We start from the raw sequence: 25,764 nt of genomic DNA on the forward strand, positions 1-25,764 counted from the left end.
ATTGGTGCAACCCACCGGTGTTTTTTGCAAGGCGGTACCCTATGGCTAAAGCGATCCCTTTTTCCACCCTCGACGTACTCTCGGCTGAATGCCAGGATAATCTGGCCTCGCTGGGCTTCACCAGCATGACCCCGATTCAGGCGGCCAGCTTGCCGCTGGTGCTGGAAGGGCGCGATCTGATCGCCAAAGCCAAAACCGGCAGCGGCAAAACGGCGGCATTTGGGATCGGGCTGCTGCATAAGCTCAATCTCACGCTATTTAAGCCGCAAGCGCTGATTTTGTGCCCCACCCGCGAGCTGGCCGATCAGGTCAGTAAAGATTTGCGCCGCCTTGGCCGGCATTTGCCCAATCTGAAAATCACCACCCTGTGTGGCGGCACGCCGCTGGCGCCGCAGGCCGCCTCGCTGGCGCATGGCACGCATGTGGTGGTGGGCACGCCAGGGCGGATTCAAGATCATTTGCACAAAGAAACCCTGAGTGTGAAACACGTCAGCACTCTGGTGCTGGATGAAGCCGACCGCATGCTGGATATGGGCTTTGGCGGCGAAGTGGCCGATGTGATTTCATTTTTGCCCAAATGGCGGCAAACGCTGCTGTTTTCCGCGACTTACCCTGAGGGTATTCGCAAACTATCGGCCAGCATTCAGCGCAGCCCGGTGGAAGTGACCGTAGAGGCGCTGCACGATCAGTCGTATATCGTGCAGGCCGCCTATGCGGTGAAAGACAACGCCGACAAGCCTGATTTGCTGAAACGGATTTTTGCCCATTATCAGCCGGCTTCCAGCGTGGTGTTTTGTAATACCCGTGCCGACTGTATGGCGCTGGCCGAGTCGCTGGTGGAAGACGGCTTTGCCGCGATTGCCCTGCATGGCGAGCTGGAACAGCGCGATCGCGATCTGATGCTGGTGCAATTTGCCAATGGTAGCTGCCCGATTCTGGTGGCCACTGATATGGCCGCGCGCGGGCTGGACATCAAAGACCTGGCGCTGGTGGTGAATTACGAATTGCCGCACGACCCGGAAGTGTATGTGCACCGTATCGGCCGTACTGGCCGCGCTGGCAAAAAAGGCTATGCCGTGAGTTTGGTGAGCCCTAGTCAGGCCAAGCGCCAGCGGCAGGTGGCTGAATATCTGGATGCCGATATTCCGGCGGGTCGTATCGAAGACCTGACTATCGAAGGCGAATTTGCCCTGCCCGCGCGTATGGCGACCTTGTGTTTTGATGCAGGCCGTAAACAGAAAGTGCGCCCCGGCGATGTAGTCGGGGCCTTAACCGGCGATGGTGGCTTGCCGGGCGACGCGATTGGCAAGATTGACCTGTTTGAATTTCAAACCTATGTGGCCATCGAGCGCCGCCATGTGCAGTCGGTGCTCAAACGTTTAGGCAATGGGCAGGGCAAATTGAAAGGCAAGCCGGTGAAAGTGCGCTTGGTGTAAAGCGCCAATCTACCCAGCCCAACTCTTTGCGCGGCCTGAGTCTAGCCGCGACGGCGGGGCTGGCTGAATGGCTGCGCTAGGCGCGGGTGGGCGCGCCATGTGCATGGTAGGGTGTATCGATTTGCCTGGGGGTATTGCCTTGTAGGCATTTATTGGCATGCTTTGCGGCACAATACTGAATGGGGTATCTATACGTAAGCCCATCGCAAGACAAGCCGCAGCCTGCAGCGTACACTGAAGGTTTCTAGTTGTGCCGTAGGTCGCCGCATGCCCACTCCCGCCACACTGGCGCTGGCCAGTAAAACCCAACGCCTCGCCAGTATGAAACGCCGCGCCACCGGTCTCTTGGTGTTGATGGCCGCGCTGCTTTTGTGGATGATCTGGCTGCGCAGCCTGTATCCGCACTGGGGCTGGCTTGGCTATATCGAGGCCTTTGCCGAAGCGGCGTTGGTGGGGGGCTTGGCCGACTGGTTTGCGGTCACCGCCTTATTTCGCCAGCCGCTCAATCTGCCGATTCCGCACACGGCCATTATTCCGAAAAACAAACACCGCATTGCCGATAGCCTGGGCGAATTTATTGAGGCGCACTTTCTCTCCACCGAGCGCATCATGGCCAAGGTGAGCGAATTTAACCCCGCCGCCCGACTCGCCCAGTGGCTGCAGCAAAGCGAACACGCGGCGGCTAGCGCCGAACAGCTGGCCAATCTGCTGCACTATATTTTGCAAAGCCTGACTGAGCCCGCGATGCAGGCGCGGCTGCGCGAGCTTTTGCATCATCAGCTGGGCAAGCTGGATTTATTACCGCCCACCACCGAAATCTTGCGCTATATCCGCCAGAGCGGTACGCACCAGCAACTGGTGGATGCGGTGCTGGCCCACCTTGATGAGCAGCTTAATCACCCCACCACGCAGCAGCGGCTGCAAAACCATCTGGCGCATTTGATTGCCACGGAGCTGGATTACCTAAAATGGCTGTCACTGGATGAAGCCGGGGGGCGCTACCTGGCGCGTAAGCTCGTGCATGCGGCCGCGCGCGAAGTGCAGGCCATGCGCGATGCGCCGCAGCATCCGCTGCGCCAGCATGTGGATCAAACCTTGGCTGAGCTAATCGAGCAATTGCGCACCGATACCGAGCTACAAGCGCGCCTGCGCGCCGCGCAGCAACGCCTGCTGGCTGACCCCACGCTGTTGGCCACGCTTGATCAGATCTGGCTGCGCGTAGTGGCCTGGCTGGCCGAAGGGCTCAACACGCCCGATTCGCTGCTGCGGCAAAAGCTCGCTGCGGGCCTCACGCATCTGGCCCAACGCTTGGCGCAAGACGCCAGCCTATCCGATTGGCTAAATCGCCACGCCCGCGTCGCCGCCGGCCAGTTGGTGAAACGCTATCGCCGGCAAATCGGGGTCTTTATTGCTGAGCAGCTTAAAGCGTGGGATGACGAAGTGATGGTGGAGCGGCTGGAGGTGAATGTGGGTGTGGATCTACAGTTTGTACGCCTGAATGGCACGCTGGTGGGCGGTTTGATTGGGCTGGCGCTGTATGGCTTGCATCAATTGCTGGCTAACGCTTGAAAAAGGATGCATGCCAGTGCTGGTAATCTTAAAAACGATGGCCCTCTTAGGTTTTTTAGCTGCGCTATTTTTCCACGTTGCTGCGATTGTCGGGTGGCATTCAATAATTCAAATTCCGGAGCTTTGGTTGCTGCATGTGCTTATTTTTCCATTGTTCATCGGTCTTGTTAAATACGCTAGAAACTATGAAAAATCAGAAATGAGTTTGTCTAACCTGCTACCCGGAATTCCAGTTTGGGTCTTTGTGCCGGTTTTTATAATATTCATTTATGTAATTGCTAATTTTTTCTTTACAGTTGGCGTAGCTGGTCATGGTTTACCTAAGATTATTAATGGGCAGTTCTGCCTTGTTAATAAGGGAGAGATTATTAGTTTTATCTCCGAAAACGAGTATCGGTATTTTTTCGCTAACCAAATACGTATGTTTTCAGGAGTTTGGCTGGTTTTTTATTCGCTGCCGCTGATCTACTTTTCTCTACTTATTCGTGCGAGAAACTACAAAATCTGATTGAGCTTATCTGCCAGCCCGGAGAGCTTTTCCTGCAGCGTACGTTCTTGCTGGTAGAGGTTGGAGAGGTTATCCCAGGATTCACGGACAATCCGCAGCAGATTCTCTTCTTGCTGATCGGTGAGGCCGAACGAGGTAAGTGAATGCTCTAGCTCCATCAGGCTATGACTGATCACGGCGACTTTTTCTTCACTGCTCCTGCGTTGTTGTTGCTGAATTTGATAGAGGGTTTGCACGAGCTCGCGGGCGGTGGAAATCAGCTTGCCCTGTTCTTCCACATCCATCTTCATACTAAATGCATCGAGCTTGCACTGCGTCGCTTCGAGCATGATGGCTAGGTGATCCCGCAAGCGGCCGGCTCGATCGGGCTCATTGATCGGCAAATTAGTGACCAAGAGGCTGACATTGGGGAAGTGAATCGATAGCCGCTGCTTAAACTGCATAATGCGTTCCATACTGCGCATTTGCTGCAAGATGGCTTTCTCAACCGGGCTGGCTTCGCCAGCCTGATTTTGGCACAGCTGGCTGTGTGCGGTGTGAATGGCCACGACACCACTCAGGCCAAATTCGGCCAGCATGGCTAATAAATGGCTCAATACCTCTTGCTCGTTATGCTTACCGGGTAAACCCGTGACGGCCTGCATCAGCGTACCGGTTTCGCTCATGCTACTCATGGCTGTAAATGCTGCGCTGGTGGCGTAATTGAGTTGCTGTTCGAGCGCGGCCCGTTGCTCGGCCAGCTGTAAAATATGCGCCAGTTGAGTCAATAGCTCACCGGGGTGGATCGGTTTGGTGATAAATCCCTGCCCGCCGGCATCATAAACGCGCAACAGCTCGGTCATGTTTTCTTCGGCAGAAATCAGCAGCACCGGAATATGCGCGGTGGCGGCGCTGCTACTTAGTTGCTGGCAGAGCTCATAACCGCCCAGCTCGGGCATGCACACATCAGAGATCACGGCGGCAGGCAATTCAGCATTGGCCAGCGCCAAGCCGGCACGGCCATCGGGCGCCGCAAATACTTGATAGTGGGGGCTGAGTAGATTGCTCAGCAAGACCCGCTGGATCGCATCATCATCAACAATCAGTACTTTCTTGGCCGGGCTCTCACTCATGCGGGGCATCCTTAGGGCTAAGCTGTTTGCAGCATAGCAAAAGGAGAATGAGTTTTACTGCCTAAATGCGGCTAATTTTGCCGCGGCTCGGCCAGCGGCATTTGCCAGCCAATCACCAGCGCCGCGAGGCTAGCGAGCAGGTGTTTGAGCGTATGGCCGCTAAGCCATTGCAGCTGGTGAAAGAGCTGATGATCTTGTAGCTCTGCCGCCTTGGCCGCGATATACAGCGCGATGGCCAAGGCAAAGGCGCGGCGCTGGCGGGCGGGGCTGCCGGCCTGCCACTGCACAAGCGGGATGAGGATGAGCGGCAAAATCTGCAGCAGCAGATACGGCCGCAGATCGCCCAGCCCCAACGGCTGGGCCGGTGTTGGCGCTAACAGTGCGTCGGCGGCCGGCGCCAGCAGCGGTACATCGGTGCTTTGCCACCACCACACGCTCAGGTAGGCCAGCAGCGTCAGTAGCAAGCAGGCCAGTGTTTGCTGCCCACCATGCCCAGTTCGCCCGTATTGGTCTTGCCAGACCGCGGCGAGCAGAGCCACGCAGGCCAGTGCAATCGGAATACGATCAAACACCAGTCGGGTGTTGTCCGGGGCCAGGTGATACCAGCCCGAACCCACAGCTGTGAGTAGCAGCGCCAGAAAAAACAGCGCATAAGCCCGCCAGGCCGGGTGGGCCGGATTGGCGCGGCTCAGTCGCCAGCCGCCCCAAAGCGCAACCAGCGCAAAGCCAAGATTGGAGAGTACATCGGCGGCATTGGGCAGGCCCAGCCAGCTACGCCGATCGGCAAAATGATGATAATCGGGCAATTGCTGTATCGGCCCATGCCAAAGCAGCGCGAGGCTAAGTAGCCCGACCAACAGGGCGGGGAGCAGTGCTGGCCGTAAGCGTGGCCATAGCTTGAGTGGGCGGCGTGGCGTGATCGGCAGCATTTTTAGCCCAGGTTTCGATACACTGTGGGTTTGTGTAAGTAGGGCATTGTGGCGCTAAAGCCTGGTGTCGGCAAATGAGGGGCGATGCAACTACAGTTTGAAGACTTAAATTCCACCAATCTGGCGCTGTATGCCGAGCTGTATTTGCGGGTGTTTAATGTCGCACCGTGGTGTGATGGTTGGCAGATTGAGGCCGTGCTAGAGCGCTTTGCTGCGTTTAGCCAGTTCCCACGTTTTTATGGCTTGGGTATGCGGGCCGATGATGTACCGGTGGGCTTGGCCTTTGGCTGGGGCGAGCGCTGGATTGAGGACTGGCATTTCTTCATTAAAGAGTTTTGCATTGCTGGGCACTTGCAAGGGCAGGGCTTAGGTCAGCAATTATTTGCTGAATATGAGCAGCGCTTGCTGGCGCAAGGCTATCGTTGGACTTTTCTCAACACAGCTCGCGCCGTGCCGGCCTATCACTTCTACCGAAAAATCGGTTTTCAGGAAGAAAATCAGGCCATTTTGACCAAGCAGCTTACGATGCCATTGCAGGGCTAGCTGTCGCGCTTTGCGCTTATCTTGTTGTGGCCGATTTTTCGCGTTTGCGGCTTGCCAAGCCTGCTACTTCCCCCGATAATCCAGCCCGTTAAGCAGGAGAGTGTATTTGTCTGTAAACAAATACCACCGAAGGCGCAATGGCACCCGCGAATCGCTCAGGTAGAAGGACTGCTTGCACCGAGCTCAGCTGAGCTCAAATACTCTGGAGAGTGTTGCCCGGCATGGTCGATGCCCGCGGCAACCACCGAAGGGCTCAACGGCCAGCTACGCTGACCGGAAAATCTCAGGTGACAGGACAGAGGGGTGTTGCCCGCTACATCAATAAAGTAGCGGCCTATGAGGGTATACCCTATGGAGTCCACGATGACCGCAACCCCCAAGACCACGCCGCTCTACGAATCCCATCTGGCCGCTGGCGCAAAGATTGTCGATTTCGCCGGCTGGGCGATGCCGATCCACTACGGCTCGCAACTTAAAGAACACGAAATCGTTCGCACTGACGCCGGTATGTTTGACGTGTCGCACATGTGCGTGCTCGACATTACCGGTACTGAGGCCAAAGACTGGCTACGCACCCTGATCGCCAACGACGTGGAAAAACTCGCTTTTGACGGCAAAGCGCTGTATTCGGGCATGCTCACGCCGGAAGGCACCGTCATCGACGATCTGATCGTTTACCGCACCTATTACGGCTACCGCATGGTGGTGAACGCGGGTACGGCGGATAAAGACATCGCGTGGATGCTGAAGCAAGCGGAAGGCCGCGATGTGGTGCTGACCGTTCGCCGCGAACTGGCCATGATCGCCGTCCAAGGCCCGAACGCCATCGAAAAAGCCTGCAAAGTGCTGCATGAAGAGTGGGAAAGCACGATCAAAGGCCTGAAAGTATTCCAGGGTTTCCCGTTTGGCTCGGTTGAAGAGGGCTGGTTTATCGCTAGGACTGGATATACGGGGGAAGACGGGCTGGAAATCATGTTGCCTGCGGATGAAGCGCCACTATTCTGGAAAGCGCTGCTCGGCGCGGGCGTCGCGCCAATCGGCTTGGGCGCACGCGATACGCTTCGTCTGGAAGCGGGCATGAATTTGTTCGGCCACGACATGGACGAAACCATTTCGCCATTGCAAGCCGGCATGGGCTGGACCATTGCGTGGGAGCCAAGCGAGCGCAACTTCATCGGCCGCGCCGCACTTGAAGCTGAACGCGCGGCGGGCGTTGCCATGAAACAAGTGGGCCTCGTGCTCGAAGGCCGTGGCGTATTGCGCGAAGGCCAGAAAGTGCTGGTAGCTGGTATTGGCGAAGGCGTGATTACCAGCGGTACTTTCTCGCCCACGCTCAAGCATTCGGTGGCCATTGCGCGCGTACCCGCCGCCACTGGCGACAGTGCGCAGGTGGATTTGCGCGGCACGCTGACTGAGGTGCGCGTGGTGAAAATGCCATTTGTGCGCAACGGCAAAAAAGTCTTTGCCTAAGCGCGCACGGGCGAGATCAATTGGCCACTGTATTCGCTATACACCGCAGGGTATTGCCCTGCGGGCTAATTAAAATATAACTTCTAATCATATACCCATAGAGGATTGCGTCATGAGCAAGGTACCTGCAGAACTGAAATACGTAAACAGCCACGAATGGCTGCGCCTGGAAGCCGATGGCACCGTCACCATCGGCATTACCGACCACGCCCAAGAGTTGCTGGGCGACGTGGTGTTTGTTGAGCTGCCGGCCGTGGGCGCGCAACTGGATGCCGACGCTACCGCAGGCGTGGTGGAATCGGTAAAAGCCGCTTCAGATGTTTACGCGCCAATCGCCGGCGAAGTGCTGGAAGTCAATGTCGAGCTGGAAGCCGCACCTGAGCTGGCCAACACCGACCCATATGGCGCGGCGTGGTTCTTCCGCGTGAAGCCAGCCAATGTGGCGGATCTGGAAGGCTTGCTGACGGCAGAGCAATACAGCAAAGAAATCGGCGCCTAAAACAAATCCGGCTGAAAAACCCGCTGGCGGCGTTAAGCCACCCGCTCAAAATCCTCATTGACCTGATGTCAATTCCGGTTTTTCGCGGATAGCTTGCCTTGCCGTCGGGCTTCTCGCTCGAATTTGTGCTGAAGTGTTACTGCACTGATTTAAAAGAATAATTTATCGCAAAGCGCGGCTTAAAGGCTGCGCTTTGCTACGCCTTGACCCTGAAGGTACCCCATGACGCTTTCTACTTTGTTTAATCGTGACGAGTTTGTCGCTCGCCACATCGGCCCAAACAGCGCCGATCAAGCTGCGATGTTGGCCGAAATCGGCGCCACGTCTTTGGATGATCTGGTTGGCCAAACGATTCCAGCCGACATCCGTTTTAACCAAGCGCTGAACCTGCCCGATGCAATGCCCGAGCACGAAGCGCTGGCCAAACTCAAAGCCATCGCCAGCAAAAACATCATCAAAAAATCCTTTATCGGCTTGGGCTACTACCCCAATCTGACGCCGGGCGTGATTTTGCGCAATGTGCTGGAAAACCCGGGCTGGTACACCGCGTACACGCCGTACCAAGCTGAAATCGCCCAAGGCCGCCTCGAAGCCTTGCTGAATTACCAGCAAATGGTCATCGACTTTACTGGTCTGGAATTGGCGAATGCGTCCTTGCTCGACGAAGCCACTGCGGCGGCTGAAGCGATGGCGATGGCCCGTCGCGTGTCGAAAGCCAAGACTGATGTGTTCTTTGTTGACTCGCAGGTATTGCCACAGACGCTAGACGTGGTGCGCACTCGCGCGAAATACTTCGGCTTTGAAGTTGTGGTTGGCGCAGCTAGCGATGTGGGTAATGGCGATTATTTCGGTGCGCTGTTCCAATATCCGGGCGCTGATGGTGTCGTGGCTGATTTGAGCGCGCCGATTGCCGCGCTGAAAGCCAAAGGCGGCGTGGCGATTGTGGCGGCTGATTTGCTGTCACTCGCGGTATTAAAGTCTCCAGCCGAATTGGGCGCGGACGTGGCCGTCGGTAACACGCAGCGTTTTGGCGTGCCAATGGGCTTTGGTGGCCCACACGCGGCTTATTTTGCGTTTAAAGACGACATGAAACGCTCGGCACCGGGCCGCATTATCGGCGTGTCGATCGATGCCAAAGGCAAAACGGCGCTGCGTATGGCGCTACAAACGCGCGAGCAACATATCCGCCGCGAAAAAGCCAACTCGAATATTTGTACCTCGCAAGTGCTGCTCGCCAATATGGCCGGCATGTACGCCGTGTACCACGGCCCAGCGGGTGTAAAACGCATTGCGCAACGCGTTCACCGTTTGGCGGCGCTGTTTGCAGCGGGAGTGGTACAGAACGGCGGTAAAGTAGTGCACAACGCCTTCTTTGATACGGTACAAGTTGAGCTCAGCAATGCAGCTGCGGTTTACCAAGCCGCGCAAGACGCGGGTTATAACCTGCGCAAAGTGAGCGATACGGTATTGGGCGTAGCGTTCCATGAGGCGGCATCACAAGACGATTTGGCGACCTTGCTGAAGCTCTTTACGGGTAAAGACGTTGATTTGGCGGCACTTGATGCTGCGGCGAGCGATGCGATTCCGGCGGAACTGGTTCGTACTTCGGCCTACCTGACGCACCCAGTGTTCAATAGCTACCACACTGAACACGAAATGCTCCGTTACCTCAAACGCCTTGAAAACCGTGATCTGGCGCTGAATCACTCGATGATTTCTCTGGGTAGCTGCACGATGAAGCTCAACGCCACCAGCGAAATGATTCCGGTGACTTGGCCCGAGTTTGGCAATATCCACCCGTTTGCGCCAAGCGAGCAAACCGCGGGCTACCAGATTCTGGTCGATACCTTGGCCGATCAACTCAAAGCCATCACTGGTTTTGCCGCGATTTGTATGCAGCCGAACTCTGGCGCACAGGGCGAATACGCTGGCTTGCTGGCGATTAGCCGCTACCACGAAAGCCGTGGCGACGCGCATCGCAATATCTGCTTGATTCCAAAATCTGCGCACGGCACCAACCCGGCTACCGCGCAGATGATGAATATGAAAGTCGTGGTGGTCGATTGCGACGAGAGCGGTAACGTCGATGTGGCGGACTTGAAAGCCAAAGCTGAACAGCACAAAGACAACCTCGCAGCGTTGATGTTGACTTATCCATCTACGCACGGTGTATTTGAAGCAGCAGTAAAAGAAATCTGCGCGACGATTCACCTGTTCGGTGGTCAGGTGTATATGGATGGCGCGAACTTGAACGCGCAAGTGGGCTTGACGCGTCCAGCCGACATCGGTGCCGATGTGAGCCATATGAATCTGCACAAAACTTTCTGCATTCCACACGGCGGCGGCGGCCCCGGCATGGGCCCGATTGGTTTGGCGGCGCACTTGGCTCCGTTTATGAGCAATCACGCGGTAGCACCGATCACCGTGGGTGACGCGAGTGTCGCTGTCGGTCAAGGCGCAGTTTCAGCGGCGCAATTCGGTTCGGCGTCGATTTTGCCGATTTCGTGGATGTACATCACGATGATGGGCGCGGCCGGCATGAAAAACGCCACTGAAATCGCTTTGCTCAATGCCAACTACGTGGCGAAGAAACTCGGCGCGCACTATCCAGTGTTGTACAGCGGTGCGAATGGCCGCGTCGCGCACGAATGTATTATCGACATTCGCCCATTGAAAGCGGCGAGCGGCATTACCGAAGTCGATATCGCCAAGCGCCTGATGGACTACGGTTTCCACGCGCCGACGATGAGCTTCCCTGTTGCCGGTACGCTGATGATTGAGCCGACTGAATCAGAAGCCAAACCAGAACTCGATCGCTTTATCGCGGCGATGGTCTCGATTCGCAATGAAATCGCCAAAGTGGAAGCAGGTGAGTGGACGCTGGAAGACAACCCGCTGAAAAACGCGCCACACAGCAAAGGCGATATCAGTGGCGAGTGGAACCACGCCTACAGCCGCGATACTGCGTTCTTCCCATTGCCTTACGTGCTGGACAATAAATTCTGGCCATCGGTAAATCGCATCGACGACGTATATGGTGACCGCAATCTGATTTGTTCTTGCCCGAGCATGGACAATTACAGCTAAGCCCCGCGCGTGAACCATTAAAAGGGAAGCGATCTGCTTCCCTTTTTTTGTGCAGAAATACCGACTGCCAGTCGATTGCAGTCGGGCATTTAGTGCTGCAGGCACTGTTGGGGGATTGGCATTTCAGCGCCGATTGCTGCGGCGCGCAGTGCAACTGGACCAAGACGCTGAACGGCACGGAGCGACCGTTCAGCTTTTTTTTGCGCAAAACAGTATAAAGGGATTGAAATTTGCCCCTGGCAGGCCGATATTCTGATTGTAAGGATCAAGTTGTAAGGGTCTTCAATACAGTAATGATCGGGAGGGCCACATTATGTTAAATGTTCTGGATATGTCTGCAGGTAGCTGGGTACGCGAATGCCCAGCCAGCGGCGAAGCTGAATGGTCTGCGCAGCACAGCATGGCGGCAATGCCACGCGAGCCCGAGTTGGCGCTACGCTTACTGACCGTTGCCGAGGCTGAAGAGCAGCGCGCGGCTAATCGTCAGCCCCGCCCACGCCCCTGGTAACCGAGCTGAACACCGCAATTGCGGCGGTTTAGCCGCCCACGGTATGATCCCGAACGCCCCGCAAGGGGTGTTTTCTTTTGCCCCTCAGTATTAGCCCTTTAGGTTTTTGCATGCCCTACACGCTGGCTCAGCCCGCCCACTTTGAACTGGTGATCAAAAAAAGCCGCTTTCTGGCTGCGGTGCAGCCGGTGGCTGACCGTGCCGCGGCGCAGGCGATTGTGGCTCAATTAAAAGCCGAGCACCCCGATGCTGCGCATGTGTGCTGGGCCTTGCTGGCCGGCGGACAGTCGGCGGCGGTGGATGATGGCGAGCCCTCGGGCACGGCCGGCCGACCCATGCTGGAAGTATTACGCCATCAAGAATTAGAAGGCGTGCTGGCCACGGTGGTGCGCTATTTTGGTGGCGTTAAACTCGGCGCCGGTGGGCTTGTGCGAGCCTACACCGATTCGGTGGCGCAGGCGCTGCTGCTGGCCGAAAAAGTGGCGCAGCAAAAAATGTGTAGCCTGCGCTGCTCTGTGCCGTATGCATTGGAAGGCCATGTGCGGCGTGTGCTAGCGGCTTATACCCCTGCCAGTATGGAGGTGCAACACGACAGTTTGGTGGAATTTTGCTTCAGTATCGTGTCCAGTAGCGAAGCGGCGCTGGTGGCCCAGCTGAACGAGAGTTGCCACGGCCAGCTGGGCTGGTTGCGCGCGGAGTAAAATCGGGCAGCGTCCGTCATTGGTTGGCAAATGTAATTTCCGCTGACTGACCGCTGGTCGGCCACCGCAAGAGCTGACAGCTGATGTAGCCAGATTGTTGGCTTGGGGTTGGATTTGGCTTGGCAAAGCAGGGGGAGGTGCTTCTATAGTGGAGTGTTGCCGGCTTTGCCCGGTGTGCCTGCCGGAGTGCCAGATGGGCCACCCTCATGAACTTTCCCCTGAAGATATCGAGCAAGTTTTAGCCTCGGTTGATATTCCTTCCTGCTCGGCCGTGGTGCAAGAAGCCATGCTGGAAGCCCAGCGCGATGATCCCGATTTACGCAAGCTGGCACGGCTGATTGCCGCCGATGCCGGGCTTTTGGCCAAGGTGTTGAAAATGGCCAATTCACCGCTGTTTTCCGCCAGCAAACCCACCAGCAATGTCTTGTCAGCTTTGGAGCGCTTAGGCACGCGCAACATCCACTGCATTGTGATGACGGCGGCACTGAAAGCCACCATGCAGCTTGGTAATCCCTATACCGAAGCTTTCTGGACGCGCACGGTATTACTCGCTCAGGCTGCAGGCTTATTGGCGCGGCAGCACAGTGGGGTGGCGCTAGATGCCGCCTATCTGTATGCACTGTTTCATGACGTAGGCCAGCCTTTGATGGCGCAGCGCTATCCTGAATACTCGCAGGTGCTGATTAATTGTCGCGAGGTTAAGCAACTGCAGATTGATGCCGAGACTGATTATTTCCCCTGTACGCACCCGGTGGTGGGGGCTTTGCTCATTCGCAATTGGGGGCTGCCAGCCTTAATCGGCAAAGCGATCCGTTACCACCATGAGCCCGAACTCTACAAATTGCCGGAAAGCACACTGCCCGCAGGGGCGCTGACCTTGATCGCCATCGTACAGATTACCGAGCGACTCTTGCTGGATTACTACGCCGAGCCCGATCAGGAAGTGGGTGACGGGCATTTTGCTGCGGCGCAGGTGCACCTGGGTATGACCGAGACTGATCTGGATGCGTTTCAGGAAGAGCTACAGCAAAAACTGCTCTCAGCCTAAGCAGTAGAATATAAAAAAAGCCCCGCTTGGCGGGGCTTTTTGCTTGATGAGCCGCGAAACAGCCGGCAGGCTGCGGTTTACGCGCCTACCAAGCCATTGTGGCGCAGCAGGGCATCAATGCTTGGTGCGCGACCGCGGAAGGCTGCGAATGAATCGGCCGCCGGGCGAGAGCCGCCCACCGCCAGAATCTCACGGCGGAAGCGCGCGCCAACGGCCGGGTCGACCACGCTGCCGCCACTGCTGGCCGCGGCTTCTTCAAAGGCAGCATAAGCATCGGCGCTGAGCACTTCGGCCCATTTATAGCTGTAGTACCCAGCGGCATAGCCACCGGCAAAAATGTGGCTAAACGACTGCGGGAAGCGGTTGTATTCCGGTGGCAAAGGCAGCGCCAGTTCCTGCTGCACTTGCTGCGCAAAGGCGCTTAAATCCCCAGCCGAAATCCCCGCTGTTTGCTGATGCAGAGCCATATCAAAAATCGAGAAATACAGCTGGCGCTGCAGGCCCGAGCCACTGTGGAAGTTTTTCGCCGCCAGCATCTTATCGAATAGGGCACGGGGTAATGCTTCGGATGTTTCGATATGGCGGGTGAGGGCTGGCAATACCTGCCATTCCCAGCAGAAATTTTCCATAAACTGGCTCGGTAGCTCGACCGCATCCCACTCCACGCCGCTGATGCCCGATACTTCCAGCTCATCCACTTCAGTCAGCAAGTGGTGCAGCGCGTGGCCCATTTCGTGGAAGAGGGTAATCACATCATCGTGCGGCAGCATCGCGTCTTTACCGTCTACCCCGCTAGCGAAATTGCACACGATCAGGGCCACTGGCGTTTGCACGCTGCCATCGGCGCGCAATTTGCGGCCGCGCACATCATTCATCCACGCGCCGCCTTGTTTGCCTTCGCGGGCGTGCAGATCCATATACAGCCCACCGACTAATGAGCCATCAGTGTTTTTCAGCTCGTAGTAGCGTACATCCGGGTGCCACACCGCAGCCGCGGCCGGCACAAATTGCAGGCCATACAAGCGCGAAATCAGGCTAAACAAACCTTCCAGCACCGTTGGCTCGGTGAAGTATTGCTTCACCTCCTGCTCGCTAAATGAATATTTCTGCTCGCGCAGGCGCTCGGATACCAAAGCAACATCCCACGCTTCGAGCTTTTCAATACCAAATTCGGCCTTGGCAAAGGCTTCCAGCTCGGCGCGATCGGCCAGCATATACGGTTTGGCGCGCTCACCGAGATCACGCAAGAAGCCCAGTACTTGCTCGGGGCTATCGGCCATTTTGGTGATTAGCGAGGTTTCGCCAAAATTGGCGTGACCCAAAAGCTGGGCGCTTTCTTGGCGCAGCGCCAGGATTTCCGGAATCAGCACGCCATTATCCCACTCAGGTTTGCCAAATTCGGCCGCGCGGGTGACATAGGCTTTGTACAGTTGCTCACGCAGGCCACGGTTTTGCACATACTGCATTACCGGAATATAGCTGGGCGCCTTGAGGGTGATTTTGTACTGGCCTTCATGCCCATCAGCGCTGGCTTGCTGGGCGGCAGCGGCCAGATTGTCATCGGGCAGGCCGGCCAGCTCTTCGCGGCTGAGGTAGAGCGCGAAGTCATCGGTAGCATCCAGCACATTTTGCGAGAAGCGGGTGGTGAGCTCAGAGAGCTTTTCTTCGATTTCTTTAAAGCGCTGTTTTTGCGCCGCTGGCAATTCAGCCCCCGACAGCACAAAGCCGCGAATGGCGTCATCGATGACCACTTGCCGGGTTGGGTTTAAGGAAGCGTATTCACGCGCCTTTACGCCTTTATACAGCGCGAATAGCTGTTCATTTTGCCCCAGCTCGGTAAAGAAATTGGCAATGCGCGGAATATTGCTGTTGTAGGCCTCGCGCAGCTCAGGGGTATTTACCACCGATTCCAGATGCCCCACCACGCCCCAGGCGCGGCCCAACTGCTCCAGGGGTTCTTCCAGTACCGCTAGCGCATCCCAGCTGGGCTCGGTAATGGCCTCGGCTGCCTTGATGGCTGCGCTGGCATTTTCCAGTAGGGTATCCAGCGCAGGCGTAACATGCTCGGGCTTGATAGCGTCATACCGGGGGAGGGTAGTAAAATCCAGAAGTGGATTGGCGGTGGCTTGCGCAGCGGTATTCGTCGTCATGGGGTCGCTCAGGTAGAATGCTGACATTAATGCTCAGTAGATGGGGTGTGGCGACGGCAATTCAAGCGCGCCCGCCCGGCTAAAGGATAAACCATGGCAGTCGAAACTTTTGATGGCATCACTCCGCAACTGGGCGCTGGCGCTTGGGTGCACGCACAGGCCAGCGTGATTGGCGACACTGTATTGGGCGACAACGTTTCGGTGTGGCCGGGCGCGGTGGTGCGCGGCGATGTCAACCATATTCGCATCGGCCGTGATAGCAATGTGCAAGATTGCAGCGTGCTGCATGTGACGCACAAACGCCCGGATGACCCGGAAGGTGCGCCGCTGATCATTGGCGAACGCGTGACCATTGGTCATGGCGTGATGCTGCATGGCTGCACCATTGGCAATGAATGCCTGATCGGCATGGGCACCATCGTACTTGATCGGGTGGTGATCGAAGATCGCGTGATGATCGGCGCAGGCTCACTGGTGCCGCCGGGCAAGGTGCTCAAATCCGGCTATCTGTACATGGGCCGCCCGGCCAAGGAAGTTCGTGCGCTCACTGAAGAAGAACTGGCGCATTTTAATTATTCGGCCGCGCACTACGTGAAGCTGATGGCCAAATACCGCGCTGCGGTTGCCGCCTAAAGTGTGACTGACCGCGAGGCTGGCTCTGGAAAGAACATGAATAAACCCAAACCTTTCGCGATGATTCGCGAATTTCATCTTGCCGATTGGTTTACCCTCGGCAATGCCATTTGCGGCACCGGCGCGCTGTTTGCGGTGATGTCGTATTTGCAGCTGGGCGATGTGCTGCATGTGTATTTCGCCACCGCGCTGCTGATTTGCGCCCTGGTGTTTGATGTGCTGGATGGGCGCATTGCCCGCTGGCGGCAAAAATCTTCGGCCTTGGGGCGCGAGCTTGATTCGCTGGCCGATGTGATTTCTTTTGGCGTGGCGCCGGCGGTGATGGGCTATGCCTGCGGCATGCAGGGGCTGTATGACCGGGTGATTTTGGTGTTTTTTGTGGCTTGCGGGGTGTCACGGCTGGCGCGTTACAATGTCACCGCCGAGGCTTTGTCGGAAGGCGGCGACAAGGTGAAATACTTTGAAGGTACGCCCATTCCCACCTCGCTGGTGCTGGTGTTAGTGCTCACCTGGGTGGCCACGCAAGGCGCGCTGGGGCCAAATTTATGGCTGGGCTCGATCACGCTATTTGGCTTTCACCTGCATTGGCTCACGCTGCTGTTTGCCGCTTCCGGCTCGCTGATGATTAGCCGGATTAAAATCCCAAAACTGTAATACCCTGGCTGGTATAGTGCGCGAGGCTAATTTTTTAAATTAGTCCAGCCCAATACCCCAAAGGAGTGTGGTTTGATCAAACGAAGTATGCAAAGCGTGCTGGGTATCTGGCTGGCGGGTCTCTTGGCTTTGTTGCCGCTCGCCGTGACGATTTCGCTGCTGGCCTGGGCGATTAATCTGCTCAATACCTATATCGGGCCGAAAAGTCTGGTGGGGCAGCTGTTTGCCTATTTTGGCCAGAGTTTTGTCAAAAACCCGGTCCTACAATACCTCACCGGTACCTGTTTGCTGCTGATGGCGATTTATTGTCTGGGGATCGTGGTGCAGTCGCGGCTTAAAAAGCCGCTGGCCGCGCTGGTGGACCGCACGGTGCGGCGGATTCCGGTGATTGGCAGTTTGTATAATCTGGCCGATCGTTTTGTTGGGCTTTTGGATCAAAAGCAAGATGCCGATATCGCCGCCATGAGCCCGGTGTGGTGTCTGTTTGGCGGTGATGGTGTGGCCGTGCTGGCGCTGATGCCCAACCCCGATCCGGTGGAGATCGAAGGGCGCGTGTATCAGGTGGTGTTGGTGCCAACGGCGCCGGTGCCAATTGGTGGTGGTCTCTTGTATGTGCCCAAAGACTGGATCCGGCCGGCCAATATCGGGGTGGATAAACTGACCAGTATTTATGTCTCGATGGGCATTACCCCGCCGCCCAATTTGAGCAAAATGCCCGGCGGCGCACCGGTCATTGTCGGCTAAGCGTCGCGGCCAGCGCCAGCCGGCGTATAATGGTCAGGATTTTCCATCAGGAGTATGTGCATGAACGCCAAAATGAAACGTCTGAGCACCCGTCAACGCAAGCGCTATTTGCTGCGCGAAGCGGAAAAAGTATTGCAAAACCTGCTGGTGAGCCAGCGCCGGATGCCGAGCGGTGAAGAGCTCGAAGCGGCGGTGACTGTGCGTTATAACGAGATTCTGATCAAATCATAAGCCCAAGGCCTAGCCGCTCGCGCGCTGGCCACCCTGGCTTAAAACTAAGCCCCGCATTGCGGGGCTTTGTTTTTGGTGCTGGGTCTTAACTACTGTTGGTGGCTGAAATGGCCGGTCTGGCCGCCGTCACCACCAGCTGAGTTCACAGCAGCACTACATCGGGCAGATTCTGCACGCTCACCGTGCGCATGGTATCGACAAAATCCGTCAGATAGGCCGCGCTGGCCCGTTCGCTATGCAATACGGCATAGAGCTCGCTGGTGAGGCCTTGCGCGGTAATCGGTTTGGCCTGCACATAGCCGCGCTCCAGATAGCCCTGCACACTCCAGCGCGGTAAAGCCGCCACGCCGCGCCGACTGGCCACCAGCTGCAGCATCGCGACCGTCAGCTCAGTGGGGCGGCGTTTGGGATTGATGCCAGAGGGTTTGAGTACTTTGCGCAGCAAATCCAGCATTTCATCCGGCACCGGATAGGTGATCAGTGTTTCCTCGGCAAAGTCGGCGGCCTCTAAATAGGGCTTGTGCACCAGCGGGTGATCATTAGCCAGCAGCGCCACCATGTCGTAGCTAAACAGCGGCAAATGCGCGAGTTCCGGCTGGCTTTCCACTTCCGACACAATCGCCAGATCTGCGCGATCTTCAAACAAAAGCTGCACCGGGTCGGCATGAAAGCCCGAGACGATATCGAGCTCGACCTCGGGCCAATGCTGGCGAAACTGATCCATGGCGGGCATCAGCCAGTCAAAGCAGGTGTGGCATTCCACCGCAATACGGAGCTGGCCGGCCTGGCCTTCGCGCAGGCGGGCAATATCGCGCTCGGTGCTGGCGACCTGCGGCAAAACATGGGTGGCCAGTTGCGCCAGTTTTTCACCCGCCGCCGTGAGTTTGAGTGGGCTGGATTTGCGGGTAAACAGCGGCAAGCCGTAGTGATCTTCCAGCAGGCGCACCTGATGCGACAGCGCCGATTGGGTCAGATGTAGGCGCTCGGCCGCGCGGGTGAGGCTGCCGGCTTCGGCAATCGCCAGAATGGTTTTCAGATGGCGTAACTCCAGCAGCGATTGCATGGCGGCTCCATTGATTAGATTAATTCATGCTTAATACAAAAATAATGAGCTGTAATCATAGCGTGCGGCGGCGTAGCATGCAAATCACATTCATTAATCAGGAAAGAATGATGAGCAATACTAATGTAGCTAATGCCAACGCCAACACGAATGCCGTTAGCAGCCATATTCTGGGTTTCCCACGGATAGGCGCGCAGCGCGAGCTGAAATTTGCGCTGGAGCGCTTCTGGCGCGGCGAGAGCAGCGAGGCTGAGCTCACGCAGGTGGGCCAGCAGCTGCGCCGCCAGCACTGGCGCTGGCAAGCCGAGGCGGGCCTGAACTGGGTGACCGTGGGCGATTTTGCCTGGTACGACCAGATTTTAAATACCGCCGCCTTGCTCGGCGCCTTGCCGGCGCGCTTTGGTTTTAATGCCAAAACGCTGACCCTTGGTCAGTATTTTGAACTGGCGCGCGGCAATACCGACCAGTTTGCGCTGGAGATGACCAAGTATTTCGATACCAATTACCACTACCTGGTGCCGGAGCTCAGCAGCAGCACGGCCTTTGCCGGTGGGGTGGATTGGTTTTTCCATGAAGTGGAAGACGCGCTGACGCAGGGCCACGCGGTGAAGGCGGTGTTGCCCGGCCCGCTGACCTTCTTATGGCTGTCTAAATGCAAGCAAGAGGGGTATGACAAGCTAGACCTGCTAGCGCGCTGCGTTGAGGGCTATACCCGGGTGCTCAATCGGCTGGCGAGTTTGGGCGTGAAACAAATTCAGCTGGATGAGCCAATCTTGGGGCTGGATCTGTCGGCGAGCTGGCTGGCCGCGTTTGCCCCAACTTATCAGGCCTTGGCAGGGCAAGGGCTGGCGATTGTGCTGGCGACGTATTTTGCCGATGTCAGCGCACATCAGGCGCTGTTGGCGCAACTACCGATCGCGGCACTGCATCTGGATGGGGTGCGTGCGCCAGCACAAATCCAGACATTTGCCGCCAATTGGCCGCAAGATAAGGCGCTGTCGCTGGGGGTGATTGATGGCCGCAATATCTGGGCGAATGATCTGGTCGCCACGCTGGCCTGGCTGACCCCACTACAGGCGCAGCTGGGCGCGCGTTTGTGGCTGGCGCCCAGCTGCTCGCTCTTACATGTGCCGGTTGATTTGGCGCAAGAAGATGGCCTAGATGCTGAGCTGAAATCTTGGCTGGCGTTTGCGCGGCAAAAGCTGCACGAACTGCATGTGCTGCAAACAGCGCTTAATGGCGGCATTAATCAGCCCGCAGTGCGGGCGGCGCTGGAAGCGAATGCAGCGGGGCAAGCGGCGCGCCGGCAATCGCCACGCATCCATAATCCGGCGGTGAGCGAGCGCTTGGCCAGTTTGCCGGCCGAGATTGATCAGCGCGCGGCGCCGTTTGCGGTGCGCCAGCAAGCGCAGCGGGCGCGCTTTAATTTGCCGCTGTTGCCCACCACCACGATTGGCTCTTTCCCGCAAACCACGGCCATTCGGGCGGCGCGGGCCGCGTTTAAACGCGGCGAACTAGCGGCCGCTGATTATGAAGCCGCGATGCGCGATGAAATTCGCCTGGTGGTGGCCAAACAGGCCGAGCTGGGGCTGGATGTACCGGTACATGGCGAAGCCGAGCGCAATGATATGGTGGAGTATTTTGGCGAACAGCTGGCGGGCTTTGCTTTTACCCGCTTTGGCTGGGTGCAAAGTTACGGCAGCCGCTGCGTGAAACCACCGATTATTTTTGGTGATGTGTCACGCCCGCAGCCGATGACCGTGGCGTGGTCCAGCTATGCGCAAAGCCTGACCCAACAGCCGATGAAAGGCATGCTCACCGGGCCGGTGACGATCTTGCAATGGTCGTTTGTGCGCGATGATCAGCCGCGCGCCACCACATGCGCGCAAATCGCGCTGGCGATTCGGGATGAGGTGCAAGATCTGGAAAACGCCGGGATTGGGATTATCCAGATTGATGAGCCGGCTTTCCGTGAAGGCTTGCCGCTGCATCAGCGCGATTGGGCTGACTATCTGGCGTGGGCTGGGCGGGCTTTCCGTATTTCGGCTGCCGTCGTTGGCAACGCTACGCAAATTCACACTCATATGTGCTATGCCGAATTCAACGATATTTTGCCGGCCATTGCCGCGATGGATGCGGATGTGATCACCATCGAAACCAGCCGCTCGGATATGGAACTACTCGAGGCCTTTGGCGAATTTGCCTACCCGAATGAAATTGGCCCCGGGGTGTATGACATCCATAGCCCACGAGTGCCACAGGTGACAGAAATGTTGCGCCTGATCGGCAAGGCGCTGGCGGTGATTCCGGCTGAGCGTTTGTGGATCAACCCGGATTGCGGTCTGAAAACCCGCGGCTGGCCCGAAACCGAAGCGGCACTACGTAATATGCTGGCCGCCACGCATGAGGCGCGTACGGCGCTGGCGCAAGGTTTGCCGCTGTCGGTCGTGAGCCCAACGCCGGCACCAGCGACGGCGTCAGCGGGCGGTGCTTGCCACTGCCACTAAGCGGTACGCCGACCGTCGCCGTAGCGTGGCGGTCGGCACAGTTTTTGGTTTAGCGCATGGCGCGTTGCAGCACAGGCGCTATAATCGGGCTATCTACTCGCCGGTAACTTACCGGCTTTCTCAGGATTGAGCCCATGCAAACCCCAGCCCTGGCCGACAATGAAGCCCTACGCATTGAAACCCTGCGCCAGTTTTTGATTCTGGATACGCCGCCCGAAGAGCGTTTTGATAATCTCACCCGCGCGGCGGCCAGTTTTTTCCGTGTGCAAATTGCGGTAGTGAGCTTGGTGGATGTTAATCGGCAGTGGTTTAAGTCGATTTGCGGGCTGGATGCCAAAGAAACCCCACGCGATATTTCCTTCTGTGGGCATGCCATTTTGCAAGATGACGTACTGGTGATCGAAAATGCGCTGCTGGATGCGCGCTTTGCCGATAATCCGCTGGTGACGGGGGCGCCCCATATTCGCTTTTATGCCGGTGCGCCGCTGATCGCGCCCAATGGCAGCCATATTGGTACTTTGTGCCTGATTGACCCTCAGCCCAAATCGCTGAGCGCAGCCGAACTGGATATGCTGCGCGATATGGCCAATGTGGTTATGCGCGAGATCGTGCGCACGCCTGAGCTGTTGCGCGCTACGCCGGCGTAGCCGCCGCGCTTTTCCAGAATTGCCACCAGGCTTTTTGCGCCTTGCGTGGGAAATCGGCATTGTGATTGGCGACCAGCACCAAGGCCTGAGTCAGTAGCACAAAGAGTTCATCCGATAGCTGGCAATAGTTATCGTATTCAGCGCCGGCAAAGCCCACATCATTCCACGAGCCCATCCCGCCAAAGACCCACGCCGTTTCGGTGGCGGCCAATAATTGCTGGGCCGACAGATTCAGCGCACCGGGTGGGGTGAGATCGCTGCTTTCTAGCCGTGCCGCTGCGGTATTCAGATCATCCAAGGCGCGGGCAAAGGTTTTGGCAAAGCCCAGCTCTTTTTGTTCGCTGGCGAAGGTGGTGAGTGCGGTGAGCTGATTGGCCAGCAGGGCCCGTAGTTTGGGCAGCGCCAGGACTTCGCTCGCCGGTGCGCTCACTCGGCGGGCGATCTGCCCATAGCGCACCTGCCAGATTTTACGGTCAGCCCGCTGACGTTCGCCCACTTCCCAGCGGGCTTCCCACACATCAACGCCATCGGCAAAGTGCGCCAACAGCAACCAGCGTCCACCTCCGCCTACAAAGCCCACTGCCATCCGGTCGCTGGTCGTGTGCTCGGCGGTATGGCCCGATGGCCAGTAGCTGAGGCTGAGTTTCTCAACACCCGCATCGGCCTGCTGCTGCAGCCAGGCCAATCGATCGCGCGCCAGTGGCTGGCTTGGCCAGCTGCCCGTCGCCGGATCGAGGGCATAAAACGCTACTTCAGCACAAAACTGAAACGTGCTATTGCCCGGATAAAAGTCGCTGGACTGTGCGATGCGGCCTTGCAGCAGGGCATTGCCCCAGCTAGTGAGGGCAATCATCTGGGCAATAGTGGTTTGCACGCTGTTCTCCACGAGTGGGCGGGAATCAGTGTGCTAGCTTGCCTGTAAATGACGGCAGGGGGAAGTATAAGGCTCACACTGCGCGTGCTCGGCGCCACACTGTCCGCCCAGCCAGGGGCAGTGCCTCCACTTCGCCGCTAGCGAGCAGGGCCGCCAAAGCATCTGCCACCTGCGCCGCACTAGGTGGCAGCGGCAGTTCATTCAGCCAGAACAGGGTGATGCCCTCGGCGGTGTCGGCCGCATGCGGATTCAGTTGCAGATACTGGCGAATAGCGGCAATCAACGCGGCTTGTATAGCGGCTGACAGCGCATCGTTGGCATTGGAATTGGCATTGGCATTGGCATTGGTGTTGGGCATAGTGGGTTCCTGCGGTGATGGTCGGCAATCGGTAAGCGTAAATCCTGCGGTGAGGGCGGGCCGTGCAGTTTGGTAGTTCTACACAGCCGGCATATTTTTCCGCCGCGCGGGTTTTAGTGCCGCGGCCGGCACGGTAAAATCCAGCCAGTTTGCCATTAAAGCAGGAATACCATGTCTGATTTGACAGCACCCACCGCAGCAACCGTCATCGCCGCTACCCGTCATTGGCTGGAGCAAGCGGTGATTGGGCTGAATTTATGCCCGTTCGCCAAAGCGGTGTATGTCAAAGACCAAGTGCGCATTGTGGTGTCAGAGGCCAAGCATCTGGATGGTTTTCTGGAAGATCTCGATCGCGAGTTGGATTTTCTCGCCGCCGCCGACCCCGAGCAGGTGGATACCACCTTGCTGATTCACCCCACGCTATTCCCCGATTTTGCGGTGTTTAATGAAGTGCTGGAAATCGCCGACGAAGCGGTAGAAGAGCATGAGCTGGAAGGCATACTGCAGGTGGCGAGTTTTCACCCGGATTTTCAGTTTGCCGATACCGAGGTCGATGACATCAGCAATTACACCAATCGCGCGCCATATCCCACCTTGCATCTGCTGCGCGAAGACAGCATCGCCCGCGCGGTGGCGGCCTTCCCTGAGCCTGCGGCGATTTTCGAGCGCAATATTGCCACGCTGGAAAAAATCGGTCTCGCTGGCTGGCTGGCCTTGGGCTTGTCGGCTTCGCGCGCTGGCCAGGAACATTAATGCGCTGCTGGAGCTGGGGTATCGGTTTGCAGCGCTTGGTGCTCTTGGTATTAACGAGCATACTGCTGGCTTGCGGCACAAGCAGCGCACCGATTAGCACTGGGCCCACGCCAAAAGGGTTTTACCGCGTGCAAGGCGGCGACACCTTGTTTCGCATCGCCAAAAATCACGGCCTGTCGGTAGACCAGCTCAAACGCCTGAATCAGCTCAGCAGTAACGATATCGAGGTCGGCCAGTTGCTGAAGGTGACGGGGGGCGAGTCCACCAGCCGCCCCGGCACGAGTAGCCGGCCGGTGTTGACTGCCACCCCGGCGCCGGCCGCCACGTCACGCCCAGTGCTGAATTTACGCTGGCCGCACAGTGGTAATGTCATCGCCAATTACGCCCCGCCGCGCAATAAAGGCATTGATCTGGCTGGCAATGAGGGCGAACCGATTTTGGCCGCGGCCGATGGCAAAGTGGTGTACGCCGGCGATGGCATCCGCGCCTATGGGCATATGATTATCATTCGCCATGCTGGCGATCTGCTCACCACCTACGCCCATAACCAAACCCTCTTGGTCACCGAAGGTACGCAAGTGAAACAGGGCCAGCCGATTGCGCGTATGGGCCGCACCGGCACCGACCGGGTGAAGCTGCATTTTGAAGTGCGGATTAATGGCAAGCCGGTTAACCCGCTGGAGCAATTGCCAGCCCGCTAGCCTTCTTTCCGTTGGGTATTGGCCTGCAGTGCTTGCCAAGATTTGATTGTCGGGCCATACCTAGGCGGGTATCCTGAGCCGCCCAGTGTAGCTGGCCAGTGCTGGCCAATGGGGCGCTTTTTTGTTGCTAAATGAATTTGATGGAGCGCGCATGCCTGCCCATTTGATTGCCCGTTTACTGGGCGTGGCCGTGCTGGGGCACGTGCTGTTGCTGCTGGCTTTAGGGCTGGTGTTGCACCATTTTGCCGGGGGCACCTGGCCACCGGGTGTGTATATGGTTTTCTGGCTTTTGCTTGCCTGCCAAGTCACGGCGGGCATGCTGACGTGGCCGCTAGCCCCCGCCGGCGGCCGCGCCTGGTTGTGGGCGCTGGGCGTGACGCTCAGCGGTTGCCTGGTGGGCGCTGCTGCGTGGTGGCAACTGCGCCCAGCGGTGGCGCAAACAATGAATGAGGACAATCCATGAGTGAAGTCGCCATTATTTCGGCGGTGGGCGTCAATCGGGTGATCGGTATCGATAATCGCTTGCCGTGGCGCCTGCCGGAAGATTTGCAGTATTTTAAGCAGCTCACCATGGGCAGCCCGATGCTGATGGGGCGTAAAACCTTTGAGTCGCTGCCAGGCTTATTACCCGGCCGGCGGCATTTGGTGATTAGCCGCAATCCCGCCTGGTCGGCGCCGGGCGCCGAAGTGTTTCCGAGCTTGGCTGCGGCCATTGGCGCTTGCGCCGAGTTGCCACGGGTGTTTGTGATTGGCGGCGGCGAGATTTATCGGCAGGCGATGGATCTGGTCGATACCCTGTATCTGACCGAAGTGGCGCTGAGCCCCGATGGCGACGCCTACTTCCCCGAATTTAGCCCTGCGCAATGGCAGGAAACCGCGCGCGAAGCGCACACCAGCGCCAAAGGCATCGACTACGCTTTTGTCACGTATCGCCGGCGTCGCTGAGTCAGTTTCAATATATAGAGGGGTATTGCTCGCTAGGCTAAATCATAATTAGCTTGGCGTGTAATACCCCTATTTTGTAGCTAGGCTGTCGGCC

At 57.5% G+C, this 25,764-nt stretch carries 26 protein-coding genes and 2 riboswitches; of the genes, 20 read left to right on the top strand and 6 right to left on the bottom strand.

Annotated elements, in window-relative coordinates:
- Nucleotides 1-41: 41 nt before the first annotated feature.
- The 3 genes from dbpA to QV747_RS01485 all read left to right on the top strand — a co-directional run bounded on the left by dbpA (nucleotide 42) and on the right by QV747_RS01485 (nucleotide 3,513).
- A complete protein-coding gene (dbpA, locus tag QV747_RS01475; protein ID WP_273428129.1) occupies nucleotides 42-1,436 on the top strand; it encodes an ATP-dependent RNA helicase DbpA in 1,395 nt (464 codons plus the stop codon).
- A 267-nt stretch (nucleotides 1,437-1,703) separates the two neighbouring features.
- On the top strand, nucleotides 1,704-3,005 hold the full coding sequence (locus QV747_RS01480; protein WP_273428126.1) for a DUF445 domain-containing protein: 1,302 nt from the start codon (nucleotides 1,704-1,706) through the stop codon (nucleotides 3,003-3,005).
- Between the two features lie 10 nt (nucleotides 3,006-3,015).
- Nucleotides 3,016-3,513 (top strand): hypothetical protein, encoded by a 498-nt coding sequence (locus QV747_RS01485; RefSeq protein WP_288791462.1) that lies wholly within the window; start codon nucleotides 3,016-3,018, stop codon nucleotides 3,511-3,513.
- Here the strand turns inward: QV747_RS01485 and QV747_RS01490 are convergent.
- Entirely contained in the window at nucleotides 3,501-4,625 is a 1,125-nt protein-coding gene (locus tag QV747_RS01490) for a two-component system response regulator (protein ID WP_273428121.1), read from the bottom strand. The genes QV747_RS01485 and QV747_RS01490 overlap by 13 nt on opposite strands.
- A 71-nt stretch (nucleotides 4,626-4,696) precedes the next feature.
- The gene (locus QV747_RS01495) at nucleotides 4,697-5,554 is read right to left on the bottom strand and encodes a hypothetical protein (protein ID WP_273428118.1); all 858 of its coding nucleotides are present in this window, start codon (nucleotides 5,552-5,554) and stop codon (nucleotides 4,697-4,699) included.
- Nucleotides 5,555-5,638: 84 nt separating this feature from the next.
- Here QV747_RS01495 and QV747_RS01500 point away from each other — a divergent pair, with 84 nt between their 5' ends.
- The 7 genes from QV747_RS01500 (at nucleotide 5,639) to QV747_RS01530 (ending at nucleotide 13,410) form a co-directional block, all read left to right on the top strand.
- On the top strand, nucleotides 5,639-6,097 hold the full coding sequence (locus QV747_RS01500; RefSeq protein WP_273428114.1) for a GNAT family N-acetyltransferase: 459 nt from the start codon (nucleotides 5,639-5,641) through the stop codon (nucleotides 6,095-6,097).
- Between the two features lie 83 nt (nucleotides 6,098-6,180).
- Nucleotides 6,181-6,278, top strand: a riboswitch (glycine riboswitch).
- A gap of 11 nt (nucleotides 6,279-6,289) precedes the next feature.
- Nucleotides 6,290-6,406: riboswitch (glycine riboswitch) on the top strand.
- A 54-nt stretch (nucleotides 6,407-6,460) separates the two neighbouring features.
- Nucleotides 6,461-7,567 carry a glycine cleavage system aminomethyltransferase GcvT gene (gene gcvT, locus QV747_RS01505; protein WP_273428112.1) on the top strand — a complete coding sequence of 369 codons (1,107 nt, stop codon included), beginning with the start codon at nucleotides 6,461-6,463 and terminating at the stop codon, nucleotides 7,565-7,567.
- Nucleotides 7,568-7,679: 112 nt separating this feature from the next.
- Nucleotides 7,680-8,066 carry a glycine cleavage system protein GcvH gene (gcvH, locus tag QV747_RS01510; protein ID WP_273428109.1) on the top strand — a complete coding sequence of 129 codons (387 nt, stop codon included), beginning with the start codon at nucleotides 7,680-7,682 and terminating at the stop codon, nucleotides 8,064-8,066.
- Nucleotides 8,067-8,288: 222 nt separating this feature from the next.
- Nucleotides 8,289-11,153 (top strand): aminomethyl-transferring glycine dehydrogenase, encoded by a 2,865-nt coding sequence (gcvP, locus tag QV747_RS01515; protein WP_273428107.1) that lies wholly within the window; start codon nucleotides 8,289-8,291, stop codon nucleotides 11,151-11,153.
- Nucleotides 11,154-11,466: 313 nt separating this feature from the next.
- Complete coding sequence (locus tag QV747_RS01520; RefSeq protein WP_273428103.1) at nucleotides 11,467-11,661, top strand: hypothetical protein; 195 nt, start codon at nucleotides 11,467-11,469, stop codon at nucleotides 11,659-11,661.
- 110 nt (nucleotides 11,662-11,771) lie between these two features.
- Nucleotides 11,772-12,362 (top strand): YigZ family protein, encoded by a 591-nt coding sequence (locus tag QV747_RS01525; protein ID WP_273428101.1) that lies wholly within the window; start codon nucleotides 11,772-11,774, stop codon nucleotides 12,360-12,362.
- Nucleotides 12,363-12,555: 193 nt separating this feature from the next.
- A complete protein-coding gene (locus tag QV747_RS01530; RefSeq protein WP_273428099.1) occupies nucleotides 12,556-13,410 on the top strand; it encodes an HDOD domain-containing protein in 855 nt (284 codons plus the stop codon).
- A 77-nt stretch (nucleotides 13,411-13,487) separates the two neighbouring features.
- Here the strand turns inward: QV747_RS01530 and QV747_RS01535 are convergent, their stop codons facing one another.
- The gene (locus tag QV747_RS01535) at nucleotides 13,488-15,560 is read right to left on the bottom strand and encodes a M3 family metallopeptidase (RefSeq protein WP_273428096.1); all 2,073 of its coding nucleotides are present in this window, start codon (nucleotides 15,558-15,560) and stop codon (nucleotides 13,488-13,490) included.
- A 93-nt stretch (nucleotides 15,561-15,653) separates the two neighbouring features.
- Here QV747_RS01535 and QV747_RS01540 point away from each other — a divergent pair, with 93 nt between their 5' ends.
- The 4 genes from QV747_RS01540 (at nucleotide 15,654) to QV747_RS01555 (ending at nucleotide 17,822) form a co-directional block, all read left to right on the top strand.
- Complete coding sequence (locus tag QV747_RS01540) at nucleotides 15,654-16,193, top strand: gamma carbonic anhydrase family protein (RefSeq protein WP_273428094.1); 540 nt, start codon at nucleotides 15,654-15,656, stop codon at nucleotides 16,191-16,193.
- Between the two features lie 36 nt (nucleotides 16,194-16,229).
- A complete protein-coding gene (locus tag QV747_RS01545; RefSeq protein ID WP_028448881.1) occupies nucleotides 16,230-16,847 on the top strand; it encodes a phosphatidylcholine/phosphatidylserine synthase in 618 nt (205 codons plus the stop codon).
- Between the two features lie 72 nt (nucleotides 16,848-16,919).
- Nucleotides 16,920-17,591 (top strand): DUF502 domain-containing protein, encoded by a 672-nt coding sequence (locus tag QV747_RS01550; RefSeq protein ID WP_273428090.1) that lies wholly within the window; start codon nucleotides 16,920-16,922, stop codon nucleotides 17,589-17,591.
- A gap of 60 nt (nucleotides 17,592-17,651) precedes the next feature.
- Nucleotides 17,652-17,822: a hypothetical protein gene (locus QV747_RS01555; RefSeq protein ID WP_156129025.1), complete on the top strand. Its 171-nt coding sequence runs from the start codon at nucleotides 17,652-17,654 to the stop codon at nucleotides 17,820-17,822.
- Nucleotides 17,823-17,964: 142 nt separating this feature from the next.
- On the opposite strand, the gene QV747_RS01560 is transcribed toward QV747_RS01555, so the two are convergent.
- On the bottom strand, nucleotides 17,965-18,885 hold the full coding sequence (locus QV747_RS01560; protein WP_273428086.1) for a LysR family transcriptional regulator: 921 nt from the start codon (nucleotides 18,883-18,885) through the stop codon (nucleotides 17,965-17,967).
- A 110-nt stretch (nucleotides 18,886-18,995) separates the two neighbouring features.
- Between QV747_RS01560 and metE the strand changes: the two genes are divergently transcribed.
- Nucleotides 18,996-21,392: a 5-methyltetrahydropteroyltriglutamate--homocysteine S-methyltransferase gene (gene metE, locus QV747_RS01565; protein ID WP_273428084.1), complete on the top strand. Its 2,397-nt coding sequence runs from the start codon at nucleotides 18,996-18,998 to the stop codon at nucleotides 21,390-21,392.
- A gap of 134 nt (nucleotides 21,393-21,526) precedes the next feature.
- Nucleotides 21,527-22,039: a GAF domain-containing protein gene (locus QV747_RS01570; RefSeq protein ID WP_051258687.1), complete on the top strand. Its 513-nt coding sequence runs from the start codon at nucleotides 21,527-21,529 to the stop codon at nucleotides 22,037-22,039.
- On the opposite strand, the gene QV747_RS01575 is transcribed toward QV747_RS01570, so the two are convergent.
- Together QV747_RS01575 and QV747_RS01580 are read right to left on the bottom strand one after the other, a co-directional pair.
- Nucleotides 22,026-22,913 carry a hypothetical protein gene (locus QV747_RS01575; protein ID WP_273428079.1) on the bottom strand — a complete coding sequence of 296 codons (888 nt, stop codon included), beginning with the start codon at nucleotides 22,911-22,913 and terminating at the stop codon, nucleotides 22,026-22,028. The genes QV747_RS01570 and QV747_RS01575 overlap by 14 nt on opposite strands.
- Before the next feature lie 73 nt (nucleotides 22,914-22,986).
- Nucleotides 22,987-23,271: a hypothetical protein gene (locus QV747_RS01580; RefSeq protein ID WP_273428077.1), complete on the bottom strand. Its 285-nt coding sequence runs from the start codon at nucleotides 23,269-23,271 to the stop codon at nucleotides 22,987-22,989.
- Nucleotides 23,272-23,442: 171 nt separating this feature from the next.
- Between QV747_RS01580 and QV747_RS01585 the strand changes: the two genes are divergently transcribed.
- The 4 genes from QV747_RS01585 to QV747_RS01600 all read left to right on the top strand — a co-directional run bounded on the left by QV747_RS01585 (nucleotide 23,443) and on the right by QV747_RS01600 (nucleotide 25,670).
- Nucleotides 23,443-24,024, top strand: a complete 582-nt coding sequence (locus tag QV747_RS01585) for a DUF1415 domain-containing protein (protein WP_273428073.1) — start codon at nucleotides 23,443-23,445, stop codon at nucleotides 24,022-24,024.
- Entirely contained in the window at nucleotides 24,024-24,725 is a 702-nt protein-coding gene (locus tag QV747_RS01590) for a peptidoglycan DD-metalloendopeptidase family protein (protein WP_273428069.1), read from the top strand. Before QV747_RS01585 ends, QV747_RS01590 begins: the two co-directional genes overlap by 1 nt.
- A 151-nt stretch (nucleotides 24,726-24,876) precedes the next feature.
- Complete coding sequence (locus QV747_RS01595) at nucleotides 24,877-25,188, top strand: hypothetical protein (protein ID WP_273428067.1); 312 nt, start codon at nucleotides 24,877-24,879, stop codon at nucleotides 25,186-25,188.
- On the top strand, nucleotides 25,185-25,670 hold the full coding sequence (locus tag QV747_RS01600; RefSeq protein ID WP_273428064.1) for a dihydrofolate reductase: 486 nt from the start codon (nucleotides 25,185-25,187) through the stop codon (nucleotides 25,668-25,670). Before QV747_RS01595 ends, QV747_RS01600 begins: the two co-directional genes overlap by 4 nt.
- Nucleotides 25,671-25,764: the final 94 nt, after the last annotated feature.

The sequence above is a fragment of the uncultured Chitinibacter sp. genome, from assembly GCF_945957625.1.
In the GTDB taxonomy this organism is placed as follows: Bacteria; Pseudomonadota; Gammaproteobacteria; order Burkholderiales; family Chitinibacteraceae; genus Chitinibacter; species Chitinibacter tainanensis.

Bases quoted from the DNA above. Each gene is read 5' to 3' on its own strand.
- QV747_RS01520 (WP_273428103.1), top strand. From the start codon at position 11,467: ATGTTAAATGTTCTGGATATGTCTGCAGGTAGCTGGGTACGCGAATGC.
- QV747_RS01570 (WP_051258687.1), top strand. From the start codon at position 21,527: ATGCAAACCCCAGCCCTGGCCGACAATGAAGCCCTACGCATTGAAACC.
- QV747_RS01540 (WP_273428094.1), top strand. From the start codon at position 15,654: ATGGCAGTCGAAACTTTTGATGGCATCACTCCGCAACTGGGCGCTGGC.
- QV747_RS01580 (WP_273428077.1), bottom strand. From the start codon at position 23,271: ATGCCCAACACCAATGCCAATGCCAATGCCAATTCCAATGCCAACGAT.
- QV747_RS01500 (WP_273428114.1), top strand. From the start codon at position 5,639: ATGCAACTACAGTTTGAAGACTTAAATTCCACCAATCTGGCGCTGTAT.
- metE (WP_273428084.1), top strand. From the start codon at position 18,996: ATGAGCAATACTAATGTAGCTAATGCCAACGCCAACACGAATGCCGTT.
- QV747_RS01530 (WP_273428099.1), top strand. From the start codon at position 12,556: ATGGGCCACCCTCATGAACTTTCCCCTGAAGATATCGAGCAAGTTTTA.
- QV747_RS01590 (WP_273428069.1), top strand. From the start codon at position 24,024: ATGCGCTGCTGGAGCTGGGGTATCGGTTTGCAGCGCTTGGTGCTCTTG.
- QV747_RS01595 (WP_273428067.1), top strand. From the start codon at position 24,877: ATGCCTGCCCATTTGATTGCCCGTTTACTGGGCGTGGCCGTGCTGGGG.
- QV747_RS01480 (WP_273428126.1), top strand. From the start codon at position 1,704: ATGCCCACTCCCGCCACACTGGCGCTGGCCAGTAAAACCCAACGCCTC.
- QV747_RS01560 (WP_273428086.1), bottom strand. From the start codon at position 18,885: ATGCAATCGCTGCTGGAGTTACGCCATCTGAAAACCATTCTGGCGATT.
- QV747_RS01535 (WP_273428096.1), bottom strand. From the start codon at position 15,560: ATGACGACGAATACCGCTGCGCAAGCCACCGCCAATCCACTTCTGGAT.
- QV747_RS01555 (WP_156129025.1), top strand. From the start codon at position 17,652: ATGAACGCCAAAATGAAACGTCTGAGCACCCGTCAACGCAAGCGCTAT.
- gcvP (WP_273428107.1), top strand. From the start codon at position 8,289: ATGACGCTTTCTACTTTGTTTAATCGTGACGAGTTTGTCGCTCGCCAC.
- gcvT (WP_273428112.1), top strand. From the start codon at position 6,461: ATGACCGCAACCCCCAAGACCACGCCGCTCTACGAATCCCATCTGGCC.
- QV747_RS01585 (WP_273428073.1), top strand. From the start codon at position 23,443: ATGTCTGATTTGACAGCACCCACCGCAGCAACCGTCATCGCCGCTACC.
- QV747_RS01525 (WP_273428101.1), top strand. From the start codon at position 11,772: ATGCCCTACACGCTGGCTCAGCCCGCCCACTTTGAACTGGTGATCAAA.
- gcvH (WP_273428109.1), top strand. From the start codon at position 7,680: ATGAGCAAGGTACCTGCAGAACTGAAATACGTAAACAGCCACGAATGG.
- QV747_RS01485 (WP_288791462.1), top strand. From the start codon at position 3,016: ATGCCAGTGCTGGTAATCTTAAAAACGATGGCCCTCTTAGGTTTTTTA.
- QV747_RS01600 (WP_273428064.1), top strand. From the start codon at position 25,185: ATGAGTGAAGTCGCCATTATTTCGGCGGTGGGCGTCAATCGGGTGATC.
- dbpA (WP_273428129.1), top strand. From the start codon at position 42: ATGGCTAAAGCGATCCCTTTTTCCACCCTCGACGTACTCTCGGCTGAA.
- QV747_RS01545 (WP_028448881.1), top strand. From the start codon at position 16,230: ATGAATAAACCCAAACCTTTCGCGATGATTCGCGAATTTCATCTTGCC.
- QV747_RS01495 (WP_273428118.1), bottom strand. From the start codon at position 5,554: ATGCTGCCGATCACGCCACGCCGCCCACTCAAGCTATGGCCACGCTTA.
- QV747_RS01490 (WP_273428121.1), bottom strand. From the start codon at position 4,625: ATGAGTGAGAGCCCGGCCAAGAAAGTACTGATTGTTGATGATGATGCG.